21 protein-coding genes and 1 pseudogene are annotated in these 24,410 nt (G+C 72.4%); 8 read left to right on the top strand and 14 right to left on the bottom strand.

The window, feature by feature from the left end; translation table 11 throughout:
- Nucleotides 1-217: 217 nt before the first annotated feature.
- Nucleotides 218-1,087, top strand: coding sequence for an aldo/keto reductase (locus ACFVWW_RS01110; RefSeq protein ID WP_384193144.1), 870 nt, complete (start codon nucleotides 218-220; stop codon nucleotides 1,085-1,087).
- 60 nt (nucleotides 1,088-1,147) lie between these two features.
- Nucleotides 1,148-1,990, top strand: coding sequence for an oxidoreductase (locus ACFVWW_RS01105; RefSeq protein WP_384193142.1), 843 nt, complete (start codon nucleotides 1,148-1,150; stop codon nucleotides 1,988-1,990).
- A gap of 24 nt (nucleotides 1,991-2,014) precedes the next feature.
- Here the strand turns inward: ACFVWW_RS01105 and ACFVWW_RS01100 are convergent, their stop codons facing one another.
- Nucleotides 2,015-3,046: a ferric reductase-like transmembrane domain-containing protein gene (locus ACFVWW_RS01100; RefSeq protein ID WP_384193139.1), complete on the bottom strand. Its 1,032-nt coding sequence runs from the start codon at nucleotides 3,044-3,046 to the stop codon at nucleotides 2,015-2,017.
- A 202-nt stretch (nucleotides 3,047-3,248) separates the two neighbouring features.
- Between ACFVWW_RS01100 and ACFVWW_RS01095 the strand changes: the two genes are divergently transcribed.
- Nucleotides 3,249-3,923, top strand: a complete 675-nt coding sequence (locus ACFVWW_RS01095; protein WP_384193138.1) for a hypothetical protein — start codon at nucleotides 3,249-3,251, stop codon at nucleotides 3,921-3,923.
- A gap of 185 nt (nucleotides 3,924-4,108) precedes the next feature.
- Nucleotides 4,109-4,690, top strand: a pseudogene (locus tag ACFVWW_RS01090) (sigma-70 family RNA polymerase sigma factor); the annotation flags it as partial.
- 289 nt (nucleotides 4,691-4,979) lie between these two features.
- On the opposite strand, the gene ACFVWW_RS01085 reads toward ACFVWW_RS01090, so the two are convergent.
- The 13 genes from ACFVWW_RS01085 to ACFVWW_RS01025 all read right to left on the bottom strand — a co-directional run bounded on the left by ACFVWW_RS01085 (nucleotide 4,980) and on the right by ACFVWW_RS01025 (nucleotide 18,581).
- A complete protein-coding gene (locus ACFVWW_RS01085; RefSeq protein WP_386875142.1) occupies nucleotides 4,980-6,230 on the bottom strand; it encodes an MFS transporter in 1,251 nt (416 codons plus the stop codon).
- Complete coding sequence (locus ACFVWW_RS01080) at nucleotides 6,220-7,458, bottom strand: ATP-grasp domain-containing protein (protein ID WP_386875140.1); 1,239 nt, start codon at nucleotides 7,456-7,458, stop codon at nucleotides 6,220-6,222. The genes ACFVWW_RS01085 and ACFVWW_RS01080 overlap by 11 nt, the downstream gene beginning before the upstream one ends.
- On the bottom strand, nucleotides 7,455-8,519 hold the full coding sequence (locus tag ACFVWW_RS01075) for a pyridoxal-phosphate dependent enzyme (RefSeq protein ID WP_386875138.1): 1,065 nt from the start codon (nucleotides 8,517-8,519) through the stop codon (nucleotides 7,455-7,457). The genes ACFVWW_RS01080 and ACFVWW_RS01075 overlap by 4 nt, the downstream gene beginning before the upstream one ends.
- On the bottom strand, nucleotides 8,516-9,352 hold the full coding sequence (locus tag ACFVWW_RS01070) for a class I SAM-dependent methyltransferase (protein WP_384327573.1): 837 nt from the start codon (nucleotides 9,350-9,352) through the stop codon (nucleotides 8,516-8,518). Before ACFVWW_RS01070 ends, ACFVWW_RS01075 begins: the two co-directional genes overlap by 4 nt.
- A 200-nt stretch (nucleotides 9,353-9,552) precedes the next feature.
- Entirely contained in the window at nucleotides 9,553-10,251 is a 699-nt protein-coding gene (locus ACFVWW_RS01065) for an NADPH-dependent F420 reductase (RefSeq protein WP_386875135.1), read from the bottom strand.
- Nucleotides 10,252-10,334: 83 nt separating this feature from the next.
- Entirely contained in the window at nucleotides 10,335-11,525 is a 1,191-nt protein-coding gene (locus ACFVWW_RS01060) for an exo-alpha-sialidase (protein WP_386875133.1), read from the bottom strand.
- Nucleotides 11,522-12,319, bottom strand: a complete 798-nt coding sequence (locus ACFVWW_RS01055) for an HpcH/HpaI aldolase/citrate lyase family protein (RefSeq protein ID WP_386875131.1) — start codon at nucleotides 12,317-12,319, stop codon at nucleotides 11,522-11,524. Before ACFVWW_RS01055 ends, ACFVWW_RS01060 begins: the two co-directional genes overlap by 4 nt.
- A gap of 51 nt (nucleotides 12,320-12,370) precedes the next feature.
- The gene (locus ACFVWW_RS01050; RefSeq protein WP_384327564.1) at nucleotides 12,371-13,351 is read right to left on the bottom strand and encodes an aldo/keto reductase; all 981 of its coding nucleotides are present in this window, start codon (nucleotides 13,349-13,351) and stop codon (nucleotides 12,371-12,373) included.
- Nucleotides 13,348-14,208, bottom strand: a complete 861-nt coding sequence (locus ACFVWW_RS01045; RefSeq protein ID WP_386875129.1) for an ATP-binding cassette domain-containing protein — start codon at nucleotides 14,206-14,208, stop codon at nucleotides 13,348-13,350. Before ACFVWW_RS01045 ends, ACFVWW_RS01050 begins: the two co-directional genes overlap by 4 nt.
- Nucleotides 14,209-14,231: 23 nt before the next feature.
- Nucleotides 14,232-15,080 carry an ABC transporter ATP-binding protein gene (locus ACFVWW_RS01040; RefSeq protein WP_384193310.1) on the bottom strand — a complete coding sequence of 283 codons (849 nt, stop codon included), beginning with the start codon at nucleotides 15,078-15,080 and terminating at the stop codon, nucleotides 14,232-14,234.
- Nucleotides 15,081-15,083: 3 nt separating this feature from the next.
- Nucleotides 15,084-16,046: an ABC transporter permease gene (locus ACFVWW_RS01035; protein WP_384193308.1), complete on the bottom strand. Its 963-nt coding sequence runs from the start codon at nucleotides 16,044-16,046 to the stop codon at nucleotides 15,084-15,086.
- A gap of 3 nt (nucleotides 16,047-16,049) precedes the next feature.
- Nucleotides 16,050-16,979 carry an ABC transporter permease gene (locus tag ACFVWW_RS01030; protein WP_384327552.1) on the bottom strand — a complete coding sequence of 310 codons (930 nt, stop codon included), beginning with the start codon at nucleotides 16,977-16,979 and terminating at the stop codon, nucleotides 16,050-16,052.
- A 3-nt stretch (nucleotides 16,980-16,982) separates the two neighbouring features.
- Nucleotides 16,983-18,581 (bottom strand): ABC transporter substrate-binding protein, encoded by a 1,599-nt coding sequence (locus ACFVWW_RS01025; protein WP_384327549.1) that lies wholly within the window; start codon nucleotides 18,579-18,581, stop codon nucleotides 16,983-16,985.
- Between the two features lie 195 nt (nucleotides 18,582-18,776).
- Here ACFVWW_RS01025 and ACFVWW_RS01020 point away from each other — a divergent pair, with 195 nt between their 5' ends.
- From ACFVWW_RS01020 to ACFVWW_RS01005, 4 genes are all read left to right on the top strand, one after another.
- A complete protein-coding gene (locus ACFVWW_RS01020; protein ID WP_386875126.1) occupies nucleotides 18,777-20,138 on the top strand; it encodes a four-carbon acid sugar kinase family protein in 1,362 nt (453 codons plus the stop codon).
- Nucleotides 20,135-21,184, top strand: a complete 1,050-nt coding sequence (pdxA, locus tag ACFVWW_RS01015; RefSeq protein ID WP_384193299.1) for a 4-hydroxythreonine-4-phosphate dehydrogenase PdxA — start codon at nucleotides 20,135-20,137, stop codon at nucleotides 21,182-21,184. Before ACFVWW_RS01020 ends, pdxA begins: the two co-directional genes overlap by 4 nt.
- Nucleotides 21,185-21,219: 35 nt before the next feature.
- On the top strand, nucleotides 21,220-22,017 hold the full coding sequence (locus ACFVWW_RS01010; RefSeq protein ID WP_386875124.1) for a DeoR/GlpR family DNA-binding transcription regulator: 798 nt from the start codon (nucleotides 21,220-21,222) through the stop codon (nucleotides 22,015-22,017).
- A gap of 606 nt (nucleotides 22,018-22,623) precedes the next feature.
- Nucleotides 22,624-24,393, top strand: coding sequence for a BTAD domain-containing putative transcriptional regulator (locus ACFVWW_RS01005; RefSeq protein ID WP_386875122.1), 1,770 nt, complete (start codon nucleotides 22,624-22,626; stop codon nucleotides 24,391-24,393).
- Nucleotides 24,394-24,410 lie beyond the last annotated feature (17 nt).

Genomic DNA, 24,410 nt, shown 5'->3' with positions numbered 1-24,410 from the left:
AAGACCGCCAGGACAGTGAGCGGTCCCGAGGAGTGCGGCAAGGAGCCCGCCGGGCCGGGCACGAGACCTCGCGTCATCGCCCCGGTCGCGGAGTGTGGGGCTCCGGTGACGCCGACTGCGCCGGCAGCGTCGCAAGAACGCGCGACGGAACGAACCGCCCGGTCATCGCGCTGCCTCCTCAGCAAACTGAACGCACAGTTCGCTTAGGAGCATGATCATGCCCGTAACCCTGCAGCCCGCCCGCGCGTCCGGCACCTTCGTTCTCGGCGGCGATCTGCCCGTCACCCGGCTCGGCTACGGCGCCATGCAGCTGACCGGCCCCGGCATCTGGGGAGACCCCAGGGATCCGGCGGAAGCCGTACAGGTCCTGCGCCGCGCCGTCGAGCTGGGTATCACCTTCATCGACACCGCCGACTCGTACGGCCCCTTCACGGCCGATCTCCTGCTGAAGAAGGCGCTCCACCCGTACCCCGACGAGCTGGTGATCGCCACCAAGGTCGGCTTGACCCGCGCCGGGCCGGACATCTGGCAGCCGGTCGGGCGCCCGGAGTATCTGCGTCAGCAGGTCGAGCTGAACCTGCGCCACCTCGCCCTGGAGCGCATCGACCTGCTCCAGCTGCACCGCGTCGACCCGAAGGTGCCGCTCGCGGAGCAGGTCGGCGAGCTCGCCGCGCTGCAGAGCGAGGGCAAGATCCGGCACATCGGGCTGAGCGAGGTCTCCGTCCCCGAGGTGGTGGAGGCCGGGAAGACCGCGCGGATCGTCTCCGTACAGAACCGCTTCAATCTCGCCGACCGGGCCGCCGAGGACGTGCTGGAGCACGCGCAGGCGCACGACATGGCGTTCATCCCGTGGTTCCCGCTGGCCACCGGCGCCCTGGCCGGTGCGGACAGCCCGCTGACGAAGATGGCGGCCGGCCGGGGTGTGGCCCCCTCGCAGCTCGCGCTGGCCTGGCTGCTGCGGCGCTCGCCGGTCGTCCTCCCGATCCCCGGCACCTCGTCGGTGGCCCACCTGGAGGAGAACATCAAGGGCGCGACCCTGGAACTGACCGACGACGAGTACGCGGCGCTCTCCCGCGCGGCCGACTGACCAGCAGGAATCAGCAGCACACCTCAGGAGACGGCAGGACCCAGCAAGGAGGTAGCCGCCATGAGCACATGGCTGATCACCGGAGCCTCGCGCGGATTCGGTCTGGAGATCACCAGAGAGGCGCTCGTCCAGGGACACCAGGTCGCCGCCACCGCGCGCGACACCGCCGCGCTGCACGCCGCGTTCCCCGACGTGGGCGACGCGCTGCTCAGTGTCCCGCTCGACGTGACGGACCAGCGGCAGGCACACGCGGCGGTGCGGGCGGCCGTCGACCGCTTCGGCGGGATCGACGTCCTGGTCAACAACGCGGGCCGGGGCGTACTGGGCGCCGTGGAAGAGATCTCCGACGGGGCGGCGCGCTCGGTGTTCGACACCAATGTGTTCGGCTCGCTCAACGTCCTGCGCGCCGTTCTGCCGGTGATGCGCCCCCGGCGCTCCGGGCATGTCATCAACATCAGCTCGGTCGGCGGGTTCACCGCGGGGTCCGGCTGGGGCGTCTACGCCGCGACGAAGTTCGCCATGGAGGGCTTCTCCGAGGCCCTCCAGCAGGAACTGGCCCCTCTCGGCATCCAGGTGACGATCGTCGAACCGGGCCGTTTCCGTACCGACTTCCTCGACGCGTCGAGTCTGCACACCGAGGAGACCGCCCTCCCCGACTACGCGGCGAGCGCGGGAGCCACTCGCGAAGCCTCCGCCGAGGGCAACCACGCCCAGCCCGGCGACCCGGTCAAGGCCGCCCGCATCATCGTCGGGCTCGGACAGGACCCGGCCGCGCCGCTGCGCGTGCAGCTCGGGGCGGACGCGGTGGCCCGGGTGGAGGCCAAACTCGACTTCGTACGGGACGAGTTGGCGGCCTGGCGGGGGCTCTCCCTCTCCACGGACCACGACGCGACCGCCGCCTGAGCACGGCCGCCCCCCGTTCCCGGCTCAGTCGTGATTGTGGGTCGATGACGTGTCGGCGGGCGGAACCGAGCGGCCGCCGTCGTTCCCGCTGAGGACGACGGCGAGAATCGCGACGACGATCCCGGCCGCGGCGAGCCGCCCGCCGAGGCGCAGGCCCCAGCCCGTGCCCGAGCCGGTGTGGGCGCTGGGCCTGGACAGCCGCTCGGAGCGGCGTGCCGGGCGCAGCAGCCGTACGAGCAGGAGCGCGGCGATGGGCAGTTGCAGCAGCCAGACGCTGGTGCGGAACCAGCCGTCGTACCAGACGTTCGTTCCGTACAGGAGGGTGTGCCACACGCTCAGGACGTAGACGACGATGACGAAGCGGTGCAGGACGCGCCAGGTCTTGGGGCCGATGCGGTGCCTGATGTAGAAGAGCAGTCCGAGCGGGACGGCCAGATAGAGGGCGGCCTGCCCGAGCGGCATGGCGATCTGGCCGGTACCCGAGTCGTAGCCGCCCGGTACGAACGCCTCGACGAAGGCGGTGTACAGCCGGGAATTCCAGCGCGCGGTGTCATGGCGCACCAACTCCGCGGCGAACAGCAGGGCATGGGCGGCGATGAGAGCGATCGTGTTGAGGCTCGTGGTGCGGTGCAGCCGCTCCAGGCGCGGGCCGGACAGCGGCAGCCACGCCGGGCGGGGCCCGGAGAGCAGCAGCCCGAGCAGGACCGTGGTCCAGGCCCACAGGAGGGCCGCCCAGCCGAACGCCTGGCTGAGGAAGTACATCCAGAAGCCCCCCGCGTCCGCCATGAACGGCATGACGGACACGGTTGATGACGTCTTCGCGCGAATACGGGCGTAGAGAAGGGCGAATACGGCGGCGGTCACCACCAGCGCGATGAGACCGTCGGGTATGGATGCCTTCAGATCCGACCTGAGCGTGGGCCGGGGCTGCTGCCGGCCGGTGGCGGAATCGGGGAGGCTGGCCGGTTCGGGGGCGGCGGGCGCGGGGGACGGCTTCATCTGAAGGGCCTTCTCGATGGCGTCGGCGGGTCGGCGGGTCTGCGGGTGCGCGGGCATGCGGGTCGGCGAGTGTGTGGGCGTGTGGATCCAACGAGGCGCGTTATCCGAGGAGTCGGGCCCCGTACCGGGAAAGTTCCCCGCGTCTCCATGTGACATGGATCACATCATCTGGCTGTCGTCCTATAGCGGGCGAACCGTCGATGTATCCGGATCGGCAGCTCTTTTCCGATGCTCCGTCACGGGTGACACGATGACGCCCATGAGAGCCGGGCCCGCATTCCGTCTCACACGAGCCGTGGTCTTCGCGGCCGTGTGCGTAGCGGTGTCCGGACTCGGGCACGCGCTTCAGTCAGGGGCTCCGCTGCCCTGGCCGGCCCTGGCCCTCGCGCTGGTCGCGGCGGGCGGCGCCGGATGGTGGCTGGCGGGGCGGCGGCGCGGCGCCCTGGTGGTCGCCGGCGTGAGCGCGGCGGGACAGGTGTTCCTGCACGCCCTGTTCAGCTGGATCCACCTGTGTCTGCCGCACAGCGGTGGCTCCAAGGCGATCTCCATGCCGGGCGAGGGCCACTCCGGTATGGCGGCGGCGCACACCGGCCCGGGCATGGGCGAGGGTCCTGCCGATCTCATGGCCCTCGCGATGGCCTACGACGGCCACTCCCTGACGTCCGGCATGGCCGTGGCCCATATGGTCGCGGGACTGCTGTGCGGATGGTGGCTGTGGCGTGGGGAGACGGCCGTCCTCCAACTCGGCCGCTCGCTCGCGCTGTTCGTCTGCGCCCCGCTGCGGCTGGCCCGGCGGATGCTGTCCCACACCGGATCGCCGCCGCCACAGCCGCGGATCCGCGCGCCGCGCCGGCCTCGTCGCCGTCTGCGCCATCGCGTCGTGGCGCACGGCACCTCTCGCCGCGGTCCGCCCCTTCTGCCGTCCTGTCCCTGACCTTCCGCACCGTCCCGTCTCCGGCGCTCCGCCCGGGCCCGGCCGTGGCCGAAGGTCCGCTCAGGCACGTGCGCGTGCCTGTTCACAGGCCTACCGGTGGCCCGCGGCGGCGCCGCGGGAGCCGGTCACGGAGGGGCTCGCGCCACGACGGCGCGGCTCCGCGAGGACGCGAAGGACCGTGTGCGATGTCCCCTGCTCCGACAACGAACTTACGCAGAGTCAGATCCGACGGCCACGATACGCAGATCACCGCGTGGGCCCTGGCCGCGGGCGGCGGTGACCGGGAGGCCGCCGAGCGTTTCGTCCGCGCGACCTACGACGACGTACGGCGGTTCGTCGCCCATCTGAGCGCCGATGTGCCCGGGGCCGACGACCTGGCGCAGGAAACCTATCTGCGGGCTCTGACCAGCCTGGCGAAGTTCGCCGGCCGGTCCTGCGCCCGTACCTGGCTCCTGTCGATCGCCCGGTGCGTCGTCATCGACCGCTACCGCAGCGCCGCCGCCCGGCCCCGGGTCGCCGACACCGCGGACTGGCAGCTGGCGGCCGAACGCGCCCAGCCGCGCCATCTGCCCGGCTTCGACGAGACCGTCGCGGTGTTCGACGCGCTGGACACGATGGACCCGCCGCGCCGGCAGGCGTTCGTGCTGACCCAGCTGCTGGGCCTGTCCTACGTGGAAGCCGCCCGCGTCGCCGACTGCCCGGTCGGTACGGTCCGCTCCCGCGTCGCGCGGGCCAGACGCGACCTCGCCGCGGTGTGGCAGGCGGACACGGACCCCCGGTTCGTGCCCGGCCCGGCGCTGTCCTTACCGCCAGGTCCTGTCCGGCCGATCGTCGCGGGCCCGCGACGCCCGGCACGGCACCTCGCCGCGTTGTCGGAGTCGTCCAAGTACGTCCAGTACGAGGACGATCCTCCGCCTTGCGATGTACCGCACCAGACGCCGCGGGCTGATCCACGAAGATCGACCGGACAGGACCTGGTCCGCACCCCGTCGGCGTAACGCCGCGCGCCGGTGCGTGCCCCGGTTCGCGCGCCGGTCCACGCGCTGGTCCGTGCCGTCATCGAGGACGGCGCGGACCGGCGGGCCCGGCCGGGAGCCCGTCCCCGGACCGGGTACGGAAGCCGGCGTACCCGCGCCGCGCCAACGGGATCAGCAGGACGGGCAGCACCAGACACTGGAGGGACACCGCCAGCCAGAAGCCCCGCTCCATTCCGGCCCCTTCGGCCGCCCCGTACAGCTGACCCCCGATCACTCCGCTGGCGAACGCGCCGATTCCCGCGGCCAGCCGCTGCCGGCCGAAGACCACGGCCGGCGCGGCGGACGACCGGGCCAGCGCCTCCAGATCGTTCTTCAGGAAGAGGACGATCTCGCCCAGGCAGATCAGCGCGGCGCCCGCGCCGATGCCCGCGTGCCCTCCGAGGCCGGTGACCGCCGTCCCCGCGGCCATCGCGCCGAATCCCACCCGCATCGCCCGCCGGTAGGAGAGCCCGGCGATCCACCGGGACAGCGCCGGCTGCACGATCACCAGGAGGCACGCGTAGGCCATCAGTACGACGCCGTAGAACGACGCCGACGTACGGGGGACGGCATAGAGCGCGAGATAGTGCTGGAAGAACATGAAGACGTACACGCTCACGACGGTGACCGTGAAGGGCAGCACCCCCTCGCCGGGACGCGCGGCAGGCGCGTCGGGGCCGCCGGCCGGGGCGGGGCCCGTGACCGGGACGGCGGGCAGCAGCACGGCGTGCCCGAGCCCGACGACGGCGAACAGCACGGTCACACCGGCGAACAGGACCCCCGGCGAACCCAGCACGAACGGCGCCGCCGCAGGAGGCCCCAGCGCGATGCCCGCGTTGAACGCCGAACCGCTCGCGGACAGCAGCCGGGGCCGCTCCGCCTCGTCGGCCCCCGCCACCAGATACGCCTTGTTCGCGGGGAGATACAGCGCCGCCCCGCACGAGACCAGAAACAGCGCGCCGACCGCCACCGCCGGACGGTCCAGCCCCGGTAGGAACGCCGCGAACCCCGCCGTACGCACGGCCAGCGCCACCAGCATCGTGGACCGCAGCCCGATCCGCTGAGCCAGCGCCGCGCCCACCACGCCGCCGGAGAACTGCACCAGCGAGGCGATGGCGAGCACGGCGCCGACCGTGCCGAGGCCGAGCCCGAGACGCTGGTGCAGAAGCACCGACATGTACGGCAGGACGGCGAAGCTGCCCAGGGTGATCAGGAACGAGCCGGCCAGCAGGAACAGCCGCGGACCGGCCGGCCGCCGGCCGCCGGCCCCGGTCCCGCGCTCACGGCCCACCGTCGGCCACGAGGACGGGACGCACACTCCCCGCCGCGCTCGCCGCCCGGTGCAGAGCGATCTCCGCCGTCGCCGCCTGGGCCAGCACGATCCCGGTGCAGCCACGCTGATCGTCCACGCTGCGTATCTCGTCGCCCGGCGCCTTGGTCGGGTACCAGCGCACCGCGCCCGGGTACGCCCCGAGTCCGTCCAGTCCGTGCCAGCCCGCGAGGACGCCCGGACGGTCCGGGTGGACGAGCACGAATCCGCTGGCGGGACCGGTGTGGTCGAGCGCGGCGTCCATGAGCCGGGGACGGCGTCCGAGCGCGGTGTCGATCATGGCCTCGTACACATTGGTCTCCAGGGAGCGGCACAGCGCCTCCCCGACCAGCGCCCCGCCGATCCTGCGGTTGATCTCCACCAGTTGCGGGCCCTCGGCGGTGAGAATGAACTCCACGTGGGCGAAACCGCTGTCGTGACCGGCCGTGCGCAGGACGGCGCCGGCCCACTGCTCGATCTCGCTCAGCTCACCGCGGGGCAGCGCGACGGGGAACGCGGCGGCTTCCTCCCGTACGGCCGGTTCACGCGAGGTCTGCCGGCTCAGCACGCCCAGCAGCCGGGTGTCCCCGTCCCAGCTGAGTGTCTCCGCGCTGTAGAGCGGCCCGGCGAGGAAGGGCTCCGCGAACAGCTCGCCGGCGAAGACGCACCGCCCTGCCTCGGTGAGCGCGGCGCGCAACGCCCGCTCGTCCCTGACCACCCAGACATTGCGGGACGAGGTGCCCGCCGAGTCCTTGAGGACGGCCGGCAGACCGATCGTACGGAGTACCTCGGCCGCGCCGTCCAGGTCCTGGCCGGCCGGCACGACCGGCACGGCGGGGCCCTTGCTCAGTCCGCGGCGGTACAGCAGATCGCGGACGCGTGCCTTGTCGCGCAGTAGCCGTACCGCGTCCGGATCCGGCCCCGGCAGCCCGAACTCGGCCGCGAGATCGGCGGCCGGGAGACTCCAGGTGTCCGTGGTGTTGATGAGTCCGGCCAGATCCGGCAGGGCGGCCAGCGCGCGCCGGGTCGCGGCCGTGTCGAAGGTGTCGACATCGATCACGGACAGCGCGCCGTCCGGCAGGGTGTCCAGTTCGTGCCGGTACACGGACCGGTCGCAGGTGAGCAGAGACAGCCGGTGCCCGGCGTCGGACGCGGCGGCGGCCATCCGGGCCAGCCCGAAGGACAGCGATTCCAGCGCGGCGATGGTCACGACGACTCCTCGGCCGGCACGACGGATTGCGGATGGGAGCGCCGGGCCCACTCCATCACCGACCACGGGGGACGCAGATCGTCGAGGGTGTGGATCCGCTCCGGGCGTACGGTGCGGGGGTCCAGGGCCTCGGCGTGCCGGGCGAACACCCGCTCCGCGTACCGGTGTCCGGTGTCCGCGCCGATGACGAGATGCAGCCGGCCGGGGTCGCGCTCCGCCTCCCACGAGCCGACCAGATGCGCGGCCCCCGTGGAGAGCCCGGCGAAGACGGCGTGCTCCCGCAGAAGGCCGACCGCGCCGGCCATGGCGTGGCGGAAGTCCACCCAGTGAAGGGTGTCGTACAGATCGTGCCGGACATTGCCGAAGGGGATGGAGCTGCCGATGCCGGCGATGATCGCCTCGGGATCGCTGAAGCGCTCGCTGCCGAACGTGACACTCCCGAACGGCTGGATCCCCACCAGCCGCACGGCGCGCCCCGATCCGCGCAGCGCCCGCACCAGACCGCCGGTCGACGCGCCCGTGCCCACGGCGCCGACGACGGTCAGCTCACTGCCCGGCAGCGCCTCGGTGACCAGATCGGCGAACTCCCGGTAGCCCGCGTAGTGCACCACGTCGTGGTATTGCCGCATCCAGTGGAAGTCCGGCCGCCGGGCCAGCAGTTGCCGTACGTGCCGCACCCGCCGTTCCTGGTCGAGCCGCAGGCTCTGGGACGGCGGCATCTGATCGACCGTCGCGCCCAGCACCTCCAGCTGGGCACGCATCACCGCGTCGACCGTCGTGGACGCCACGATGTGACAGCGCAGCCCGTAACGGTGGCAGGCCATCGCGAGCGCCAGCGCGTAGATGCCGCTCGAACTGTCGATGAGCGTCTGGCCGGGAACGATGCGGCCGCGCCGCAGCAGCGTACGGACGGCGCCGAGCGCCGCGTACACCTTCATCGTCTCGAAGCGGGCGAGCACCACATTGCCGCTCAGCCGGATCAGATCCGGGGCCTTCATCGCGTCGGTGATGTGTTCGTGTACCCGGGCCGGGGCGACGGCCGGGGTGGTCGGGGCGGTCATCGCAGGGCACCCCGCGTCCCGGGCGGCAGGCTGCTGAACTCGTGATGCGGCGACATGACTGACCGATCCTCCTGAGCTCCGGTTACCGAGTCACACTTCTTCGTCCCCCGGACGATCAGCCGACGGGAGTGCTGGTCGTACGCGGCGCCGTCGAAGCCCCCGAAGCACTCCACGTCGGTGAACCCGGCCGCCACGAACAGATCGTGCAGTTCGGCGGCGCTGTAGAGGAAGGACGTGAGGGAGGCGGTACGCGCGCTCGCGCCGCGCACCAGCGTCCAGTCGGTCCGCAGCCGCCGCCAGCTGTCGAAGACGACATCACGCTGGACGACATACGAACCGTCGGGGAGATCCACGGCCTGCGGGCGTCCGATCCAGCCCGCGAGGACCTCCTTGCCCATCACATCCACCAGGAGCCGCCCGCCGGGGGCGAGGGACTCGTGCGCGTTGCGCAGCACCCGCAGATTGTCGTCCGGATCGTCGAAGTAGCCGAACGACGTGAACACGTTGAGCACGACGTCGAAGGAGCCGGGCTCGGCGTATTCGAGCATGTCCGCCCGGACGAGCCGCACGTCGGCGCCGGCCTCCGCGCACGCGGTCCGCGCCCGGTCGAGCATGGAAGGACTGAGGTCGACACCGGTGACGGCGTACCCACGGCGGGCCAGCGGGAGAAGGAAGAGGCCGGGGCCGCAGCACAGATCGAGCACCCGGGCACCGGGCGGGAAGTCCAGCAGGGGTGACGTCGCCACGAGGCCGGCGACCGCCTCGCCCCGGTCGGCGGAGAACATCGTGGGTGCGAAGTCGGACCAGAGGGAGTCGTCCTCGTACCACCGCACACCGGCTGCCCTCCATCTGAGCCCCAACGGCCCCTGGGACGCGCTCCGTCACTTGCCTCGTGTCAGTAGTCGGCTGTCAACCGCCCTGGGTTCCCGGCGAGTTGGACGCGAGTTCCGCGCCGGAGAAGCACGAGGAGGACGAAGCCCCGCCGCCCGGACCACGGTGGATCCGGACGGCGGGGCAGCGGTCGTACGGCGGCTCAGCCGGCGGGACGGGTGGCCGCGGCCAGGGCGGCACGCACCGACGCGGCGCCGGCGCTCGCTCCCGGGTCGTTCATGTCGATGCCCGGCCCCTGCTGGTTGCGCGCATACGGAACGACATAGGCCGGGGTGTCGCGCTGGAAGCGCCAGCTGTCGGCGAGGGTGCCCGCGTCGACCGCGTCGTAGCCGAGGAGATCGAGCAGCCGGGTGGCGGCGGCCTTCGCCGCGGGGTCGTCGCCCGAGATCGGGAGAGCCGACCGGTCGGATGCCCCGGCCGGCCGTGCCAGCGCGGCCAGGTGCTTGAAGAAGATGTTGTTGAACGCCTTGACGACCCGGGAGTCCGGCAGATGGTGCTGGAGCAGCCCGCTGGTGGTGGTCTCCTCCGCGTCCAGCTCGGGGATCCGCCCGTCACGCTCGGGGTAGTAGTTGTTCGTGTCGAGGACGACTTTTCCTGCCAGCGGCGCGACCGGCACCTGGCGGTAGTTCTTCAGCGGGACGGTGACCACGACCCAGTCCCCGGCGGCCGCCGCCTCCGCCGGGGTCGCGGCGCGCGCCTGCGGCCCCAGCTCCGCCACCAGGCCGGCCAGGGTCTCGGGCCCCCGGGAGTTGCTGAGGACCACCTCCAGCCCGGCGGCTGTGCCGAGCCGCGCGAGCGTGCTGCCGATGTTGCCACTGCCGATCAGTCCGAGAGTGCTCATACGGGTGGCAGCCCGGCACGCGGCGGAGGTATTCCCGCCGTCCGGCGTGGTCCGCCGGGTTCCCGACGGGTCGGGCCGGACGGTCAGGCGGGTATCTCCCGGTCCGTCCAGGCGGGGCTCAGCCGCAGGTGCTTGATCGTGCGGCGGTGGTGGGTGAAGGCGATGTGCAGCGTTCCGTCGCCGGACCGGGTGACGGACGGATAGGACAGTTCGCGGTTGAGCCCGTCGCGGGAGTTGTTCGTGAGGCAGTAGCCGTCGCCGGTCTCCAGATCGCGCCGCACCGGCCAGGTCCGGCCGCCGTCCGACGACACGGAGAGAGTGAGCGGGGCGCGGGGAGCGCCCCAGAAGGCGGCGCCGGCCGGGCCAGCGGTGTCCGCGCCGCCGCCGCTCAGCCCTGCGTCGTCGATCTCGTCGTACAGCGAGGCGCGGCGCTCGGTGGCGTCGGCGGCGCTGCTGGGATTGTGGACCAGAGCGAGACGGCCGTCGTCCAGCGGGACGAACTGGAGCGAGGAGTTGTTGTTCGGGACGGAGAGCGGCTCCGGCGCCGTCCAGGTCTGCCCGTCGTCGTGCGACGTACAGCGGTGGACGGCATCCGCCCAGCGGCTGCGGAACAGCGCGAGCAGCGAACCGTCGGCCAGCGCGTGGACGTTCATGTGTACGAGGCCGGTGGAGACGGGCACCGGCCGCTCCTCCCAGGTCCGTCCTGCGTCGTCGCTGACCATGACCGAACTGGTGTCGTGGCCGCCCGACCACCGCTCACCCGGCACGGTGACGCAGCGGAACACCGGCAGCAGCCAGCGCCCCGACGGCAGTACGGTGACCGGCTGGCGGACGAAGATCCCGCCCTCGGCCGTGGCCGGGAACAGGACCCGGGAGGGGCCCCAGGTCGCGCCGTTGTCACCGCTGACGCGCAGCCGCACCTCGGCCGTGTCCTGGTGGCCGGCTCGCTGCGCGGTGTGCAGCAGCCACAACTCGCCCGACGGCGCGGGGAACAGGACGGGGTTCTGCTCGGAGCGGCCGGTGTCGTCGGACAGCCGGACCGGCGCGGACCAGGCGCCGGCGCCTGGGGCGAGCCGGGCGGACCACACGGAGATGTCCGCGACGCCTTCCTGCGTTCCGGCGAACCAGACGCAGCCCAGGTCCCCGCCGGGCAGTACCGCGAGATTCGCGGCGTGGTTCTGCGGGGCGGGCGCGGCCAGCCGGGCTTCGGCGCGACCCGGTTCGGCGGGATGCGGGCGCAGGACGCCGTCGGCGGTGGCAGGAGCCGTGGTCACCGCGCCTCCCCGGAGCGGCGGGCGGCCGCGAGGTGGCTCCCCGCGGCCTGCTCCAGATGGACCAGGTCACTCGAGACGGTGGCGAAGGTGAAGCCCTCGGCCAGGCGCCGGCCGGCGCTCGCCCCGTCCGGGTTGTGGATGCCCGCGGCGATGCCGGCGGCGGCCGCCGCCTCGCGCACCGTGACCAGCGCGGCCTCGAAGCGGTCGGCGACCGCCGGATCGCTTGCCGTGGCGCCGCCGATGGCGATCCGCAGGTCGGAGGGGCCGATGTAGACGCCGTCGAGACCTTCCGTGGCGCAGATCGCGGCGACATTGGCGAGGCCGTCCGCGGTCTCGATCATCGCGAGGACGACGGTCTGCGCGTGCGCGTCGGCCGGGTCGGGCCCGATCCGCAGGCCCGAGCGCATCGGGCCGTACGAGCGGCGCCCGAGCGGCGGGTAGCGGACGGCGGCCACCGCGTCGGCCGCGTCCTGGGCGGTGTCGATGAGCGGGACGATGACACCGGCGGCCCCCGCGTCCAGCGCCCGGCCGATCGGTGCCGCGTCGTTCGCCTCGACGCGCACCAGGCCCACGGCGGTGCTCCCCTTGGTGTCGATGGCGGTGAGGGAGGCGAGCAGACCCGCGTAGTCGATCAGGCCGTGCTGGGCGTCCAGTGCCACATAGTCGTAGCCGAGGCGAGCGAGGCGTTCGGTGGAGACCGGGGAGTCCAGGACGGACCAGTAGCCGATGAGCTGTTCGCGGGCGCGCAGTGCGGTGGCGAAGGCGGCGGGCGTACCGGACGGGACTCGGGGCATGAGGGCTCCTTCGAGGCGGAAGTGGGCGGGTGGGGCGGGGCGGGGGCGCGGTCAGCGGTTGTACGCGGGCATCGGGCCGCGCAGCCGGGCACCGACCTCGTCGCAGGCCGCCGTCACCTCGGCGGGCAGCGGACCGGCCTGCGCGGCCACGATATTCGCCCGCAGATGCTCGGTCCGTGAGCCGCCGAGCAGCAGCGCGTCGGTCGAGGCGCGGTCCAGCAGCCAGCGCAGCGCGAGGTCCGTGAGGGGGATGCCCGCCTCGCCGGCGATCCGGGTGAGCTCCCCGACGGCGGCGAACAGCCGCTCGTCCCAGTACCGCTCCCGGTACATCGCGGCCAGCTTGGAGTCGCCGAACCGGCCCGACCCGGGGGTCTGCCCAAAGGTGTGACGGCCGGTGAGGAGACCGCCGCCGAGCGGGTTGTAGACCATCGTGCGCAGCCCGGTGACGGCCGCGTACTCGACGTACTCCTCCTCGATACGGCGCGCGAGGAGATTGTGCAGCTGCTGGGCGACGACGGGGCGGTCCGCCCCGACCTCGTCGGCGGTGCGTACGAGTTCGGCGATCTGCCAGGCCGCGTGGTTCGAGACGCCGAGGGCGAGGATCTTGCCCTCGGCGATGAACTCGGCCACGGCGGAAAGGGTTTCGGCGAGCGGTGTGGCCCGGTCCGGCTGGTGCAGATAGAAGAGATCGACGTGGTCGGAGCCGAGGCGCCGGAGGCTGCCCTCCAACGCGGCCCGCATTCCGGCGGCAGACAGCGGGGCGTGCGCGCCCTGGTCGGGGTGCGGGATACCGGCCTTGGTCGCCAGGACGATCCGGTCGCGGCGGCCCGGCAGCAGCGCGGCGAGGATGCGCTCGCTCTCGCCGCCCGCGTAGCCGTTCGCCGTGTCGACGCCGGTGATACCCGCGTCCAGCGCCGCGTCGAGCATGGCGGCGGCGCCCGCGCGGTCGACCGTGTCGCCGAAGGTCATGGTGCCGAGGACAAGACGGGACAGCGGGACGGGAAGGTGCGGCAGATTGATGCCGATGGTCACGGGCGAGTGCTTTCCGGTGCGGTGGTGAGCAGGTGCCGGGGCTTCACGCCACGGACCGCGGTGGGATCGAGGGCGGCGCGGCGCAGCGCCCGGGTGTAGGACTCGGCGGGTGAGGCGAGGACATCGGCGGTCGGCCCGCTCTCGACGATCCGGCCGGCGTGCATCACGACGACATCTGTACTGATCGCACGGACCACCGCGAGGTTGTGGGCGATGACGAGATAGGCGATACCGGTCTCGGCCTGGAGCTCCCGCAGCAGTTCGAGGACTTGGGCCTGTACGGAGACGTCGAGGGCGGAGGTCGCCTCGTCGCACACCAGCAGGTCCGGCCGGGAGGCGAGCGCGCGGGCTATCCCGATCCGCTGGCGCTGGCCGCCGGAGAACTCGGGCGGGCGGCGGTGCAGGGCCGAGGACGGCAGTCCGACCCGGTCGATCAGCTCGGCCGCGCGCCGCGCGCGTTCCGCCTTGTCGCCGACGCCCGAAAGGCGCAGCGGCTCCGCCACGATCTGCTGGGCGGTCAGATGCGGGTCGAGTGAGCCGTACGGATCCTGGAAGACCATCTGCACGCGCCTGCGCAGCGGGCGCAGCCGTCGCTCCGGCAGCGTGGCGATGTCTGTACCGTCGAGGACGATCCGGCCGGAGGTGGGCTTGAGAAGCCGCACGAGGGCGCGGGCCAGGGTGGACTTGCCGCACCCCGACTCGCCGACGACGGCGAGCGTGCCACCGCGCTCCAGCTGGAAGCTGACCTGGTCGACGGCGCGGAACGGGCCGTGCGCGGTGGGGTACTCGACGACGAGGTTCTCGACGGCGAGCAACGGGCGGCCGACGGCCCGGCCGCTCTCTGCGACGCTGTTCACGGGGGCGCTCCCTGCGAGGGCGTTCACCGGGCCACTCCCTGCGGGGCGGCCTCGGACCGCGGGTCCTCGTCCCACGGACCGAGCCGCGGTACGGCGGCGAGCAGGTCGCGGGTGTACGGCTCGGCCGGCCGGTCCACGATCTGCTGAGCGGGTCCTGACTCCACGAATCTGCCCTCCTTCATGACATGGATACGGTCGGAGACGACCCGGGCCACTCCCAGGTCATGGGTGATCATCAGCATCCCGATGCCCTCCTGTTCCTGGAGCTCCATCAGCAGGTCGAGGACGCTCGCCTGGACGGTGGCGTCCAGCGCGGAGGTCGGCTCGTCGGCGATCAGCAGCCGCGGTTCGCCGGCGAGCGCCATGGCGATCAGCATGCGCTGGAGCATGCCGCCGGAGAACTGGTGCGGATACGCCTTCCAGCGGGTCGCCGGCTGGGGGATACGCACCTGGGTGAGGAGATCGATCCCTCGCTCCCTGGCCTCGGTGCGGGACAGTTCCGGGTGGCGCAGCCGCAGCGCGTCGCCGAGCTGGCGGCCGATCGTGTGGACCGGGCTGAGGGCCGTCATCGGGTCCTGCGGGATCAGCGACACGGCGCGCCCGCGCACCTCCCGGGCCGCGCCGGGGTCGGCCACGACGTCCCGGCCGGCGATGCGCACGGTGCCCGAGAGCACCGCGAGGCCTTCCGGGAGCAGCCGCAGCACGCCCATGGCGGTGGTGGACTTGCCGGATCCGGACTCGCCGATGAGCGTCACGGTCTCGCCCCGGCCCACGGTGAAGCTCACGCCGTCCACGGCGCGTACCACGCCGTGCGCGGTGATGAGTTCGATCTGCAGGTCCTCGACGTCCAGCAGGGGGATGTCCGTGGTCATGGCTCAGGCTCCCTTCTTGGCACGTGTGATGCGCGTTCCGCGCGGCACGCGCGCGCCGCGCGGTGCCTTCACCGTGCGGGTACGGTCGCGCAGCCCGTCGCCGACGAGGTTGACGCCGACCACGAGGAGGGCGATGACCAGTCCCGGCAGGGTGACCAGCCACCACGAGGTGGTGATGTAGTCCTGGCCGTCGGAGATGATCCGGCCCCAGGTGGCGAACGGCCGCTGCGGGCCCGCCCCGAGGAAGCTGAGCGCGCTCTCCAGCAGGACGGCCTGCGCGAGCAGCAGCAGGACGACGAGGCTCGCCGGACGGATGACGTTGGGAATGACGTGCCGGCCGAGGACCGTCCAGCCGCGCAGGCCGAGGACCCGGGCGGCCGCCACGTACGGTTTCTCGCGTTCCACGAGGACGAGCGAGCGGGTGAGCCGCGCGACCTCCGGCCACTGGGCGACCGCGATCACGCAGGTGATGACGGTGACGGAAGGCCCGAAGAGGGCGACCACGAGCAGCAGCATCATCAGCAGGGGCAGCGCGAGCTGGGCCTCCAGCAGCCGGGAGATGACCGCGTCGACCCAGCCGCCGAAGAATCCGGCCGCCGAGCCCGCCGCGATACCGATCAGGCCGGAGACGAGGACCGCGAGGATGCCGACGGTCAGGGAGACCTGGCCGCCGTGCAGGATGCGGGAGAGCAGATCGCGGCCGAGCTGGTCGGTGCCGAACAGGTGTCCGTCGCTGAGCGGCGGCAGCCGCCGGCGGGACAGGTCCTGCGCGTTGGCGCCGGGCAGGGGCAGCAGGCCCGCCAGCGCGACGGGCAGGACGACCAGTGCGGTGCAGACCGTGCCGGCCCACAGCTTGAAGCGGGCGCCACGCCGTTGCCGGGTGGCGATGGCGCGGGCGAGATCGCGCGCGGTGACGGCGCTCGGCCTGGCGCCGGAGGAAGAGGCGGGACGCAGGGCGGTGGTCATGTCTCAGGCCGCCTTTCCGAGGCGCACCCGCGGGTCGAGCAGCGGGTAGGCGAGGTCGACGAGGAGTTGGACGAGGATGGCGAGGGTCGCGGTGACCAGGACGGTGGCCTGGATGAGCGGATAGTCGCGGGTCTCCAGGGCGCGGACGACGAGCGAGCCGACGCCGGGCCAGCCGAAGACGACCTCGACCACGACGACACCGTTGAGCAGGGCCGCGAAGCGGGTACCGATGGCGGTGAGCAGCGGCACCCCCGAGTTGGCGAGGGCGTAGCGCCAGGTGAGGGCGCGCTCGGAGAAGCCGCGTGAGCGGGCGACGGTGAGGTAGGGGGAGCTGAGTGCGGTGGTCATCTCGCGCCGAACCAGCCGGGAGATGAGCGCCAGTTGCAGGACGGCGACGGTGGCCGTCGGCAGGACGAGACCGCTCCAGGAGGTGAAGCCGGAGGCGGGCAGCACCGGCAGCAGCACCGCGAAGACGGTCAGGAGCATCACGCCGGTCCAGAAGTCCGGCATGGACTGCCCGGTGATGGTGAGCACGTTGGCGCCCAGTTCGCGCTTGGTGTCGGCGCGGCGCGCCATCCACACGCCGAGCGGTACGGCGACGACGGCGGTGACGGTGATCGCGGAGACGGCGAGCGTGATCGTGTACGGCATCCGGTCCAGGACCACGTCGAGGGCCGGTGCGTGGAAGGAGTAGCTGGTGCCGAGGTTTCCGGTGAGCAGGTCGCGCAGGAAGATGCCGTACTGCGTGAACAGCGGCTGGTCAAGGCCGAACTGGCTGCGGATACGGGCGAGGTCGGCGGTGGTCGCGGTGGGGCCGGCGTACGCGGCGGCGGGATCGCCGGGGGCGAGACGTACCAGCAGGAAGACGGTGGTCAGGGTGAGGAAGACGGTCAGCAGGCTCTGGCCGAGCCGGCGGGCGAGATACTTCGGCACGGCTCAGCCCTCCAGCCGCACGGCGGACAGGTCGTAGGAGTTGATCGGCAGGAGCGACATGCCCCGGACGCGGCTCCGGCGCGCGAGCAGGGTCTTGGGCGCGAAGGCCCAGAGGCTGGGCCAGGTGTCCCAGATGGCGTGCTGCACCGCGGCGAGCCGCTTGGTGCGCTCGGCGTCGTCCACCTCGGTGGCGGCGTCCGAGAGCTGTCGTTCGACCCGCGGCACGACATATCCCATGAAGGCGTCGCGGGTACGTTCCTTCGCGGCCGTCCCTCCGTACATGCCCTGGAGCGTGGTGAGGGCCTGGCCGGTGGGGCTGCCGTAGCCGTTGCCGATGACATCCCAGTCGCCGGCCCGGCCCTGGCGCCAGGTGAGGATGTCGCCGCCGGGCTCGAACTGCTGGAGTGAGGCGCGCACCCCGACGTCCTGGAACATGCTCTGCACGGCCTCCATGACCGAGGCGTCGGCGGCGAACTCCCCGGACTCCCAGATGATGTTGATACGGAGGTCCGCGGCGCCCAGCGACCTCAGGAGCGAGCGCGCCTTGCCGGGGTCGTACGCGTACGAGCCCGTCCGCACCGCGCCTTCGAGGGCGAGCGGCACCACGCCGCCGGCCTCCTCCGCCGCGCCGTTCAGCACATCGTCCACGAGGGCCCTGCCGTCGATCGCGTAGGCCAGCGCCTGCCGTACCCGGGAGTCGGCGAGCGGATGCCCGGCCGGCTTGCGGAAGTTGTAGAAGAGCTGGCACATGCGGACGCCCGCGGTCTCCTCGACCTCGACGCCGGGCAGCCCGGTGAGCTGCTCGGCGGAGTCCGGGGTCAGGGTGTCGACGACATCGAGTTCGCCGCTGCGCAGCGCGACGACCCGGCTGGACTCCTCGGGGACGAACCGGACGCGCACCGTGTCGATCGTCGGCCGTGTCCCCCAGTACTCCGGATTGCGGGCGAGGGTGTACTCGCCGGCGCCGGCGTTCGCCCTGAGGACGCGGTACGGACCGGAACCGAGACCGCTCCGCAGCTCCTCGGGCCGGTTGGCGGCGGCCGGGGTGATGTGGATGTTGGCCATCAGCCGGTCGAGTACCGGCACGGGCTTGTCGGTGTGCAGCAGGAAGGTGCGGGGCCCCGTCTTCTCGACGGTGGGCAGCTCGGGGAAGAGGCCGAGCAGGAAGGAGCCGTTGACCTTCCCGTACATCCGCAGGGCGGTGGCGACGTCCTCGACGGTGACGGGGCTGCCGTCGGAGTAGCGGACGCCCTCGCGCAGCCGCACCGTCCAGGCGGTGGGCCGGGCCATCTCGAACCGGTCGGCGAGGATGAGCTGCGGTTTCATGCCGGGACCGATACGGGTGAGCGCCTGCCGCACCGCGCGCTGCACGGTGACCGCGGCGTCGAACTGGTTGAGCTTGTTGTCGAGGCTCACCAGGGAGCGGTTCAGACCGAGGGTGAGCGTGCCGGGGCCGGGAGCCCCGGTGGGGCCCGCGCAGGCGGCCAGGGGGCCGAGAGCCATGCCCGCGCCGCCCGCGGCACCCCAGCGCAGCAGGGTGCGGCGGCTGAACGGTTCACGCGGGGGAGTGTCGGGGGGAGCGCTCTGAGGAGTAGGGGTCATCGTCGACCTTCTCGGGGTTCTGGGAGGCGACCGGCTCGAGCCGCGGGTGTCCGGTCCGTCGGGCACCCACAGGGGTCGCGCCGCAAAAGCTGCCACGGTTGCGTGTTTCGCGCAAGAGGTCTCGCGCATTTCGCGCAGCATGTGTCATCATCGAGCACCGAGGCAGCCCGCCCCGGGCCGCCCGAGGAGGTATCCGTGTTCCTCACGCCCCCCAGTGAGCACGCACCGCGCCGGGTGCTCGCTCTCGCGGACGATCTGTCCGGCGCGGCCGAGACGGCGGCCGCGCTGCGCCTGCCGGGCCGGATCGTCCTGGGCCCGGCGGTGGCGGCGCCGCCCGCCGAGGGTGAGGCGCTCGTCCTCGATCTCGACACCCGGCAGCTGGACGCCGACGCGGCCGCCCGTATCGTCCGCGCGAGCGTGCGGGACGCCGTGGACGGCGCCGTGCTGATGAAGAAGACGGACTCCCTGCTGCGCGGCAATCTCGCCGCCGAGACCGCCGCCTACGCGGAGGGAGCCGGCGGACTCGTCGTCGCTCCCGCCCTGCCGGTGGCCGGCCGGACCGTCCGTGACGGCATCGTTCACCTGCACGGCGTCCCGCTGCACGCCACGGACGCCTGGCGCGCGGAGAGCCGTCCCGCACCGCGTTCGGTGGCGGCCGCGCTCGGCGCCGCCGGTACGGAGGTGGTGCCCCTCAGGGCCGTACGCTCGCCCCTCGGGGAGCTCGCCGACCGGCTCCACACCCTCGCCGAGGCGGGGCTGATACCCGTGTGCGACGCCGAGACGGACGCCGACCTCGACGCCATCGCCGCGGCGGCCCTCCATCTGGGGGCCGGTGTACGGCTCATGGGGACGGGCGGGCTCGCCGCCGCCCTCGGCCGCGTGCTCGGCGCGGCGGGCGCCCCGCCGGCCGGGCCCCGGGCATCGCCCGACGGAGCGGACGCGGCGGCGGGAGCTCTCGCGGCGGACGGCCCGTCAGCCGGCCCCGGACCCGCGGCGACCCGGCCGCTGCTCGTTGTCGTCGGCACCGCGGAACCCACCGCCGTTGCGCAGATCGCGCAACTGACCGCCGCCGGCGCCCGGCATATCGTCCTGCCGGCCGACCTCCTCGCCCGGCCCGGCGCGCGGCTCCCGCTCGCCGTCGACCCGGACGGCATCACGGTCGTCAGCATCGGCGCCACCCAGGGCATCAGGCTCGATACCGCCCGCCGCATGGCGGCCGGTCTGGGCCGGGCCGTCGCCGCGCTGCCGTACCCCACCGACCTCGTTCTCACCGGCGGTGAGACCGCACGGCGCGTCCTGGACGCGCTCGGTGTCACCCAGCTGATCCCCGTCGGGGAGATCCACCACGGAGCCGTGCACTGCCGCACGCCCGACGGCCGCCGCGTCGTCACCCGTCCCGGAAGCCACGGCGACACCGGCTCCCTGCTGCGGATCGCCCGCGCCCTCCGGCCGCGGCACCCCTTCGTACCGGCAGAACCCCCCACGCCGGGCGCCGAGTTCAGCGCGTCCGCGCACCCGCAGCCCGTGTCCTACGTACCGCAAGGAGAAGCCCTGTGAACGCAGCCCCTACGACCGCCTCCGTGGAGCAGACCGATACGGCCGGCCGGCCGCTCCCGGTGATCGCGGTCACCATGGGCGACGGCGCCGGCATCGGCCCGGAGGTGATCGTCCCCGCGCTGCTCCACGCCGACACCGTACGGCGCTGCCGCCCCGTCGTCGTCGGCGACGCGGAACGTCTGCGCCAGGCCGCCCGCATCCTCGGCGCCACCTGCGAGATCGTGGCCGTGGAGAGCCCCGCGGAGGCGGAGTTCAGCCCCGGCCGCATCAATGTCATCGACCTCGGGCTGCTCCCCGCGGACCTGCCCTGGGGCAAGCTGTCCGCCGTCGCGGGCGACGCGGCGTACCAGTATGTGCGGGTCGCCGCCGAACTCGCCGTACGCGGAGACGTGCAGGGCATCTGCACCGCCCCGCTCAACAAGGAGGCGCTGCACGCGGGCGGTCATCTCTACCCCGGCCACACCGAACTCCTCGCCCATCTCACCGGTGTCGAGGAGGTGTCGATGATGCTCTCCACGCCCACGGTGAAGGTCATCCATGTCACGACGCACATCGGTCTGATCGACGCGGTCAACCGGATCGAACCCGGCCTGGTCGAGCGGACCGTGCGGCGCGGCCATGAGGCGATGCTGCGGGCCGGCGTCGAGCGGCCGGTCATCGGCGTGTGTGGGATCAATCCGCACGCGGGCGAGAACGGCCTGTTCGGCTACGGCGAGGAGGAGGAGAAGATCGTCCCGGCGGTGGAGGTCCTGCGTGCCGACGGCATCGACGCCCGCGGACCGCTCCCCGCCGACACCGCCTTCTTCCTCGCCGCACGCGGCGACTACGACCTGATCGTCGCCATGTACCACGACCAGGGCCACGGCCCCGTCAAGGTCATGGGCATCGAGGCGGGCGTCAACCTCACGGTCGGGCTGCCCGTGATCCGCACCTCCGTCGACCACGGCACCGCCTTCGACATCGCCGGTACGGGGCGGGCCGAGGCCGGTAGCATGGTCGAGGCCCTGCGGCAGGCCGCCGAGATGTCGTCCGCTCCTGCCCGTTGACCACCGGTTCGTCTGCACCAGAGGACAGAAGACTGATGTCTGCGATCGGATCCCAGGCCCGGCGCGACCGAATCGTCCATCTCGCCACGACCACCGGGCTCGCCAGTGTCGAGGAACTCTCCCAGCTGTTCGGAGTCACGGCGTCCACCATCCGCCGTGACCTCGCGAAGCTGACCACCGACGGCCAACTGGCCCGCACCTACGGCGGAGCCATGGCGCTGGCGGCCCATCCCGAGGCGTCGCTGCGGCAGCGTACGGGTGACGCCTTCGAGTCCAAACAGGCCATCGCCCGGTGGGCGGCGGCGCAGGTCCGCCCCGGGGAGACGCTGCTGCTGGACGCGGGCTCGACCGTCGGGGCACTCGCCCATGAGCTGCGCACGGCGAAGGACGTGACCGTGGCGACGACGGGGCTGACCGCTCTGCAGGAGCTGTCGGACGTCGAATCCGTCCATGTCGAGTGTCTCGGCGGCACCCTGCGCCCGCTCAGCCAGGGCTTTGTGGGGCCGCTGACCGAAGCGGCCCTGGAACGGCTGACGTTCGACCGGCTGTTCCTGGGCACGGACGGTGTCTCGCCCGAACACGGCATCTGCGAGGCCGACCTGCGGCAGACCCGGCTCAAGGAGCTGATGGCACGCCGCGCCGACGAGGTGTACGTCCTGGCGCACGCGGCGAAGCTGGGCCGCCGGCCCTTCCACACCTGGACGCGGCTCCAGCCGGAGTGGACCCTCGTGACCGACGACGGGGCGGACCCCCGCATCGTCGACGAGCTGCGCTCGCGCGGTATCACCGTCGTCCTGACGAGCCCGGAGCCGCACACGGCGACGGCGTCATAAGGCGGTACGACCGGAGGGCCCGCGGAGCACATGCTCCGCGGGCCCTCCGGTCGTTCGCGCCCGCGCCGCGGGGCTCGGTGAGGGCGTCCGCGAGGGGTGTGCAAGCGACGCAGTGGGTGGCAACTACGGGCAGAGCGGCGCAGCCCGTCACGGGCCGGGCTATTCCTGCTTAATCAAGCGTCTTTTCCGGTTGTCCAGTATCGGTGGAGAATGCTCTCCGACCGAAGGGTCGACTTTCCCGTACCGAGTTACTAGGATGCCCAACAAGTTCTTGGTCCTTGCATTGTTGAAGCTCGTCGACGGCGTATCCATTGCGGCGCTGACGTGCCGGTATCTCCTATTTACTCGGGTGCCCGTAAAGGGCGTTAATTCTTTGCGGCTACCTTCTGAAGTGCTGAGGGACCGTCATATCCAAAAACTGACCGGTCGGTTCGGCCGTGTGTGTACGGGGGAGTAAGAAATTAGTGCGGCCTGCAAGAAGAGGTCTATACCGCAGAAGAATGTCAGCCCTTTCCGTCCGTGGATCTCGTGACGCCATGTCGTGCCCGATATTCGGCACTTTCATGCGTCGTGGGTCCGAGTTCTGATTCGGGGGGCGGGAGCCGCGTGCGTTTCCAGCTTTTGGGTCCTTTGAGCATTGCCGAGGGCCATGACGCTGTCGTCCTCAAACCTTCCAAACCGTCCAGCCTGCTGGCAGCTCTGCTCATTCATCCCGATTCCGTCGTTTCGACCGGCTATCTTCTGCGCGCCCTGTGGGACGAGGACCAGCCGGCCACGGCCAGGGCCGCGCTCCAGAGCTGTGTGCTCAGGCTGCGCCGTCTGTTCACCAAGTACGGGGTCACCGGCAATGCCATCGAGGCGGTGCCCGGTGGCTACCGCATGAACGCCGACGCCGACACGCTCGACCTGGTGCGCTTCCGCGTCCTGGTGCGAGAGGCGCACGCGGCGGGAGACGCCGAGGGTGAGCTGTACCGCCTCAAGGAAGCCCTCACGCTGTGGCAGGGGCCCCTGCTGGCGAACGTGCCGTCCCAGATGCTGCATCGCGACGAGGTGCCCGGCCTGACCGAGGAGCGGCTGCGCACCCTCGAACGGGCCTGCGACATCGAGCTCGCGCTCGGGCGATGTCGTCAGGTACTGGTCGACCTCTGGGAAGCCGCGCGTCAGCATCCCGGCCGTGAGCGGTTCGCGGAGCAGCTCATCGAGGCGCTCTACCGCACCGGCCGGCAGGCGGAGGCGCTCTCCGAGTACCGCGCCGTGAAAGGCCGGTTGAAGGAAGAGCTGGGAATCGATCCCGGCCCGTCCCTGCAACGGCTCGAACTCTCGATCCTCCGCGGCGACGACCTCGGCCCCTCCGCGGTCGACAGGACCGCCCCGCCGGCCGGCCGAGCGGCCCCGGCCCTCATGCCGCCGCCCGGGCCGCAGGGCCCCGCCGCCCCCGCTCCGGTGCCGTCCGTGCCGTCGTTCACCGGCCGCTCGGCCGAGCGGGCGGCGATCACCGCCCGCCTCACCTCAGGACCTCCCGGCCCCACCGTCGTCGTCCTCTCCGGAGCCCCGGGCATCGGCAAGACGGCGCTGGCGCTGCAGACCGCCCATGACGCCCAGGACAGCTTCCCCGGCGGTGTGTTCGTCGTCTCCCTGACCCGTCAGGACGGGTCGTCCGTCACCCCGGCCGAGGCGCTGGAGGGCCTGCCCCTGCCGGCAGCCGACGGCCCCAGGACGCTGCTCGTCCTCGACGATGTGACCAGCGCCGACCAGGTCCGTCCGCTGCTCCCGTCCGTGGCCGGCAGCGCCGCGATCGTCACCAGCAGACGCGGTCTCGCCGGCCTGGTGGCCACCCACGGAGGCAGCGTCTACCGGCTCGGCACCCTGGAGCCGGCGGAATCCCATCAGCTGCTGACCGCCGCTCTCGGTTCCGAGCGGGTGGACGCCGAGCCGGCCGCGGCCCAGGAACTGGCCCGTATCTGCGGCCACTTCCCCCTCACGCTGCGGATCGCCGCCGCCCGTCTGCTCACCCGCCCCGGGCTGCGGATCGAGGACTGTGTGGCGTGGCTGGCCGACGACCTGCCGGCCAGGCTCTCCCTCGCCGACGACCCGCGGATGTCCGTACCGCATGTGTTCGGCCGCGCCCTGCACCGCCTGGACCCGCGCTGCCAGCAGGCCTTCCGCCAACTCGGCGAGCACGAAGGACTGCTGCTCCCCTCCCACGCACTCGGCGACTCCGCCGACGCCGAGGAGGCGCTGGAGCAGCTCGCCGACGCGGGGCTGCTCGAAGAAGGGCCTCCCGGCCCCTACCGCATCCATCACCTGCTCAAAATCTACGCGCGTCGGCAAGCACGCGAATGGAACCAGAGCCAGGCGGCGACCGCGCCCCACTGACGGGCCATGCCCGAACT

The organism is Streptomyces sp. NPDC058198, assembly GCF_042882605.1.
In the GTDB taxonomy this organism is placed as follows: domain Bacteria; phylum Actinomycetota; class Actinomycetes; order Streptomycetales; family Streptomycetaceae; genus Streptomyces.
The sequence above is the reverse complement of the archived record's forward strand: the minus strand, read 5'-3'. Positions and strand labels throughout refer to the sequence as shown.

Excerpts from the sequence above, each read along its gene's own strand:
- ACFVWW_RS01110 (WP_384193144.1), top strand. The coding sequence starts at position 218 with ATGCCCGTAACCCTGCAGCCCGCCCGCGCGTCCGGCACCTTCGTTCTC.
- ACFVWW_RS01105 (WP_384193142.1), top strand. The coding sequence starts at position 1,148 with ATGAGCACATGGCTGATCACCGGAGCCTCGCGCGGATTCGGTCTGGAG.
- ACFVWW_RS01100 (WP_384193139.1), bottom strand. The coding sequence starts at position 3,046 with ATGCCCGCGCACCCGCAGACCCGCCGACCCGCCGACGCCATCGAGAAG.
- ACFVWW_RS01095 (WP_384193138.1), top strand. The coding sequence starts at position 3,249 with ATGAGAGCCGGGCCCGCATTCCGTCTCACACGAGCCGTGGTCTTCGCG.
- ACFVWW_RS01075 (WP_386875138.1), bottom strand. The coding sequence starts at position 8,519 with ATGACCGCCCCGACCACCCCGGCCGTCGCCCCGGCCCGGGTACACGAA.
- ACFVWW_RS01065 (WP_386875135.1), bottom strand. The coding sequence starts at position 10,251 with ATGAGCACTCTCGGACTGATCGGCAGTGGCAACATCGGCAGCACGCTC.
- ACFVWW_RS01055 (WP_386875131.1), bottom strand. The coding sequence starts at position 12,319 with ATGCCCCGAGTCCCGTCCGGTACGCCCGCCGCCTTCGCCACCGCACTG.
- ACFVWW_RS01040 (WP_384193310.1), bottom strand. The coding sequence starts at position 15,080 with ATGACCACGGACATCCCCCTGCTGGACGTCGAGGACCTGCAGATCGAA.
- ACFVWW_RS01035 (WP_384193308.1), bottom strand. The coding sequence starts at position 16,046 with ATGACCACCGCCCTGCGTCCCGCCTCTTCCTCCGGCGCCAGGCCGAGC.
- ACFVWW_RS01025 (WP_384327549.1), bottom strand. The coding sequence starts at position 18,581 with ATGACCCCTACTCCTCAGAGCGCTCCCCCCGACACTCCCCCGCGTGAA.
- ACFVWW_RS01010 (WP_386875124.1), top strand. The coding sequence starts at position 21,220 with ATGTCTGCGATCGGATCCCAGGCCCGGCGCGACCGAATCGTCCATCTC.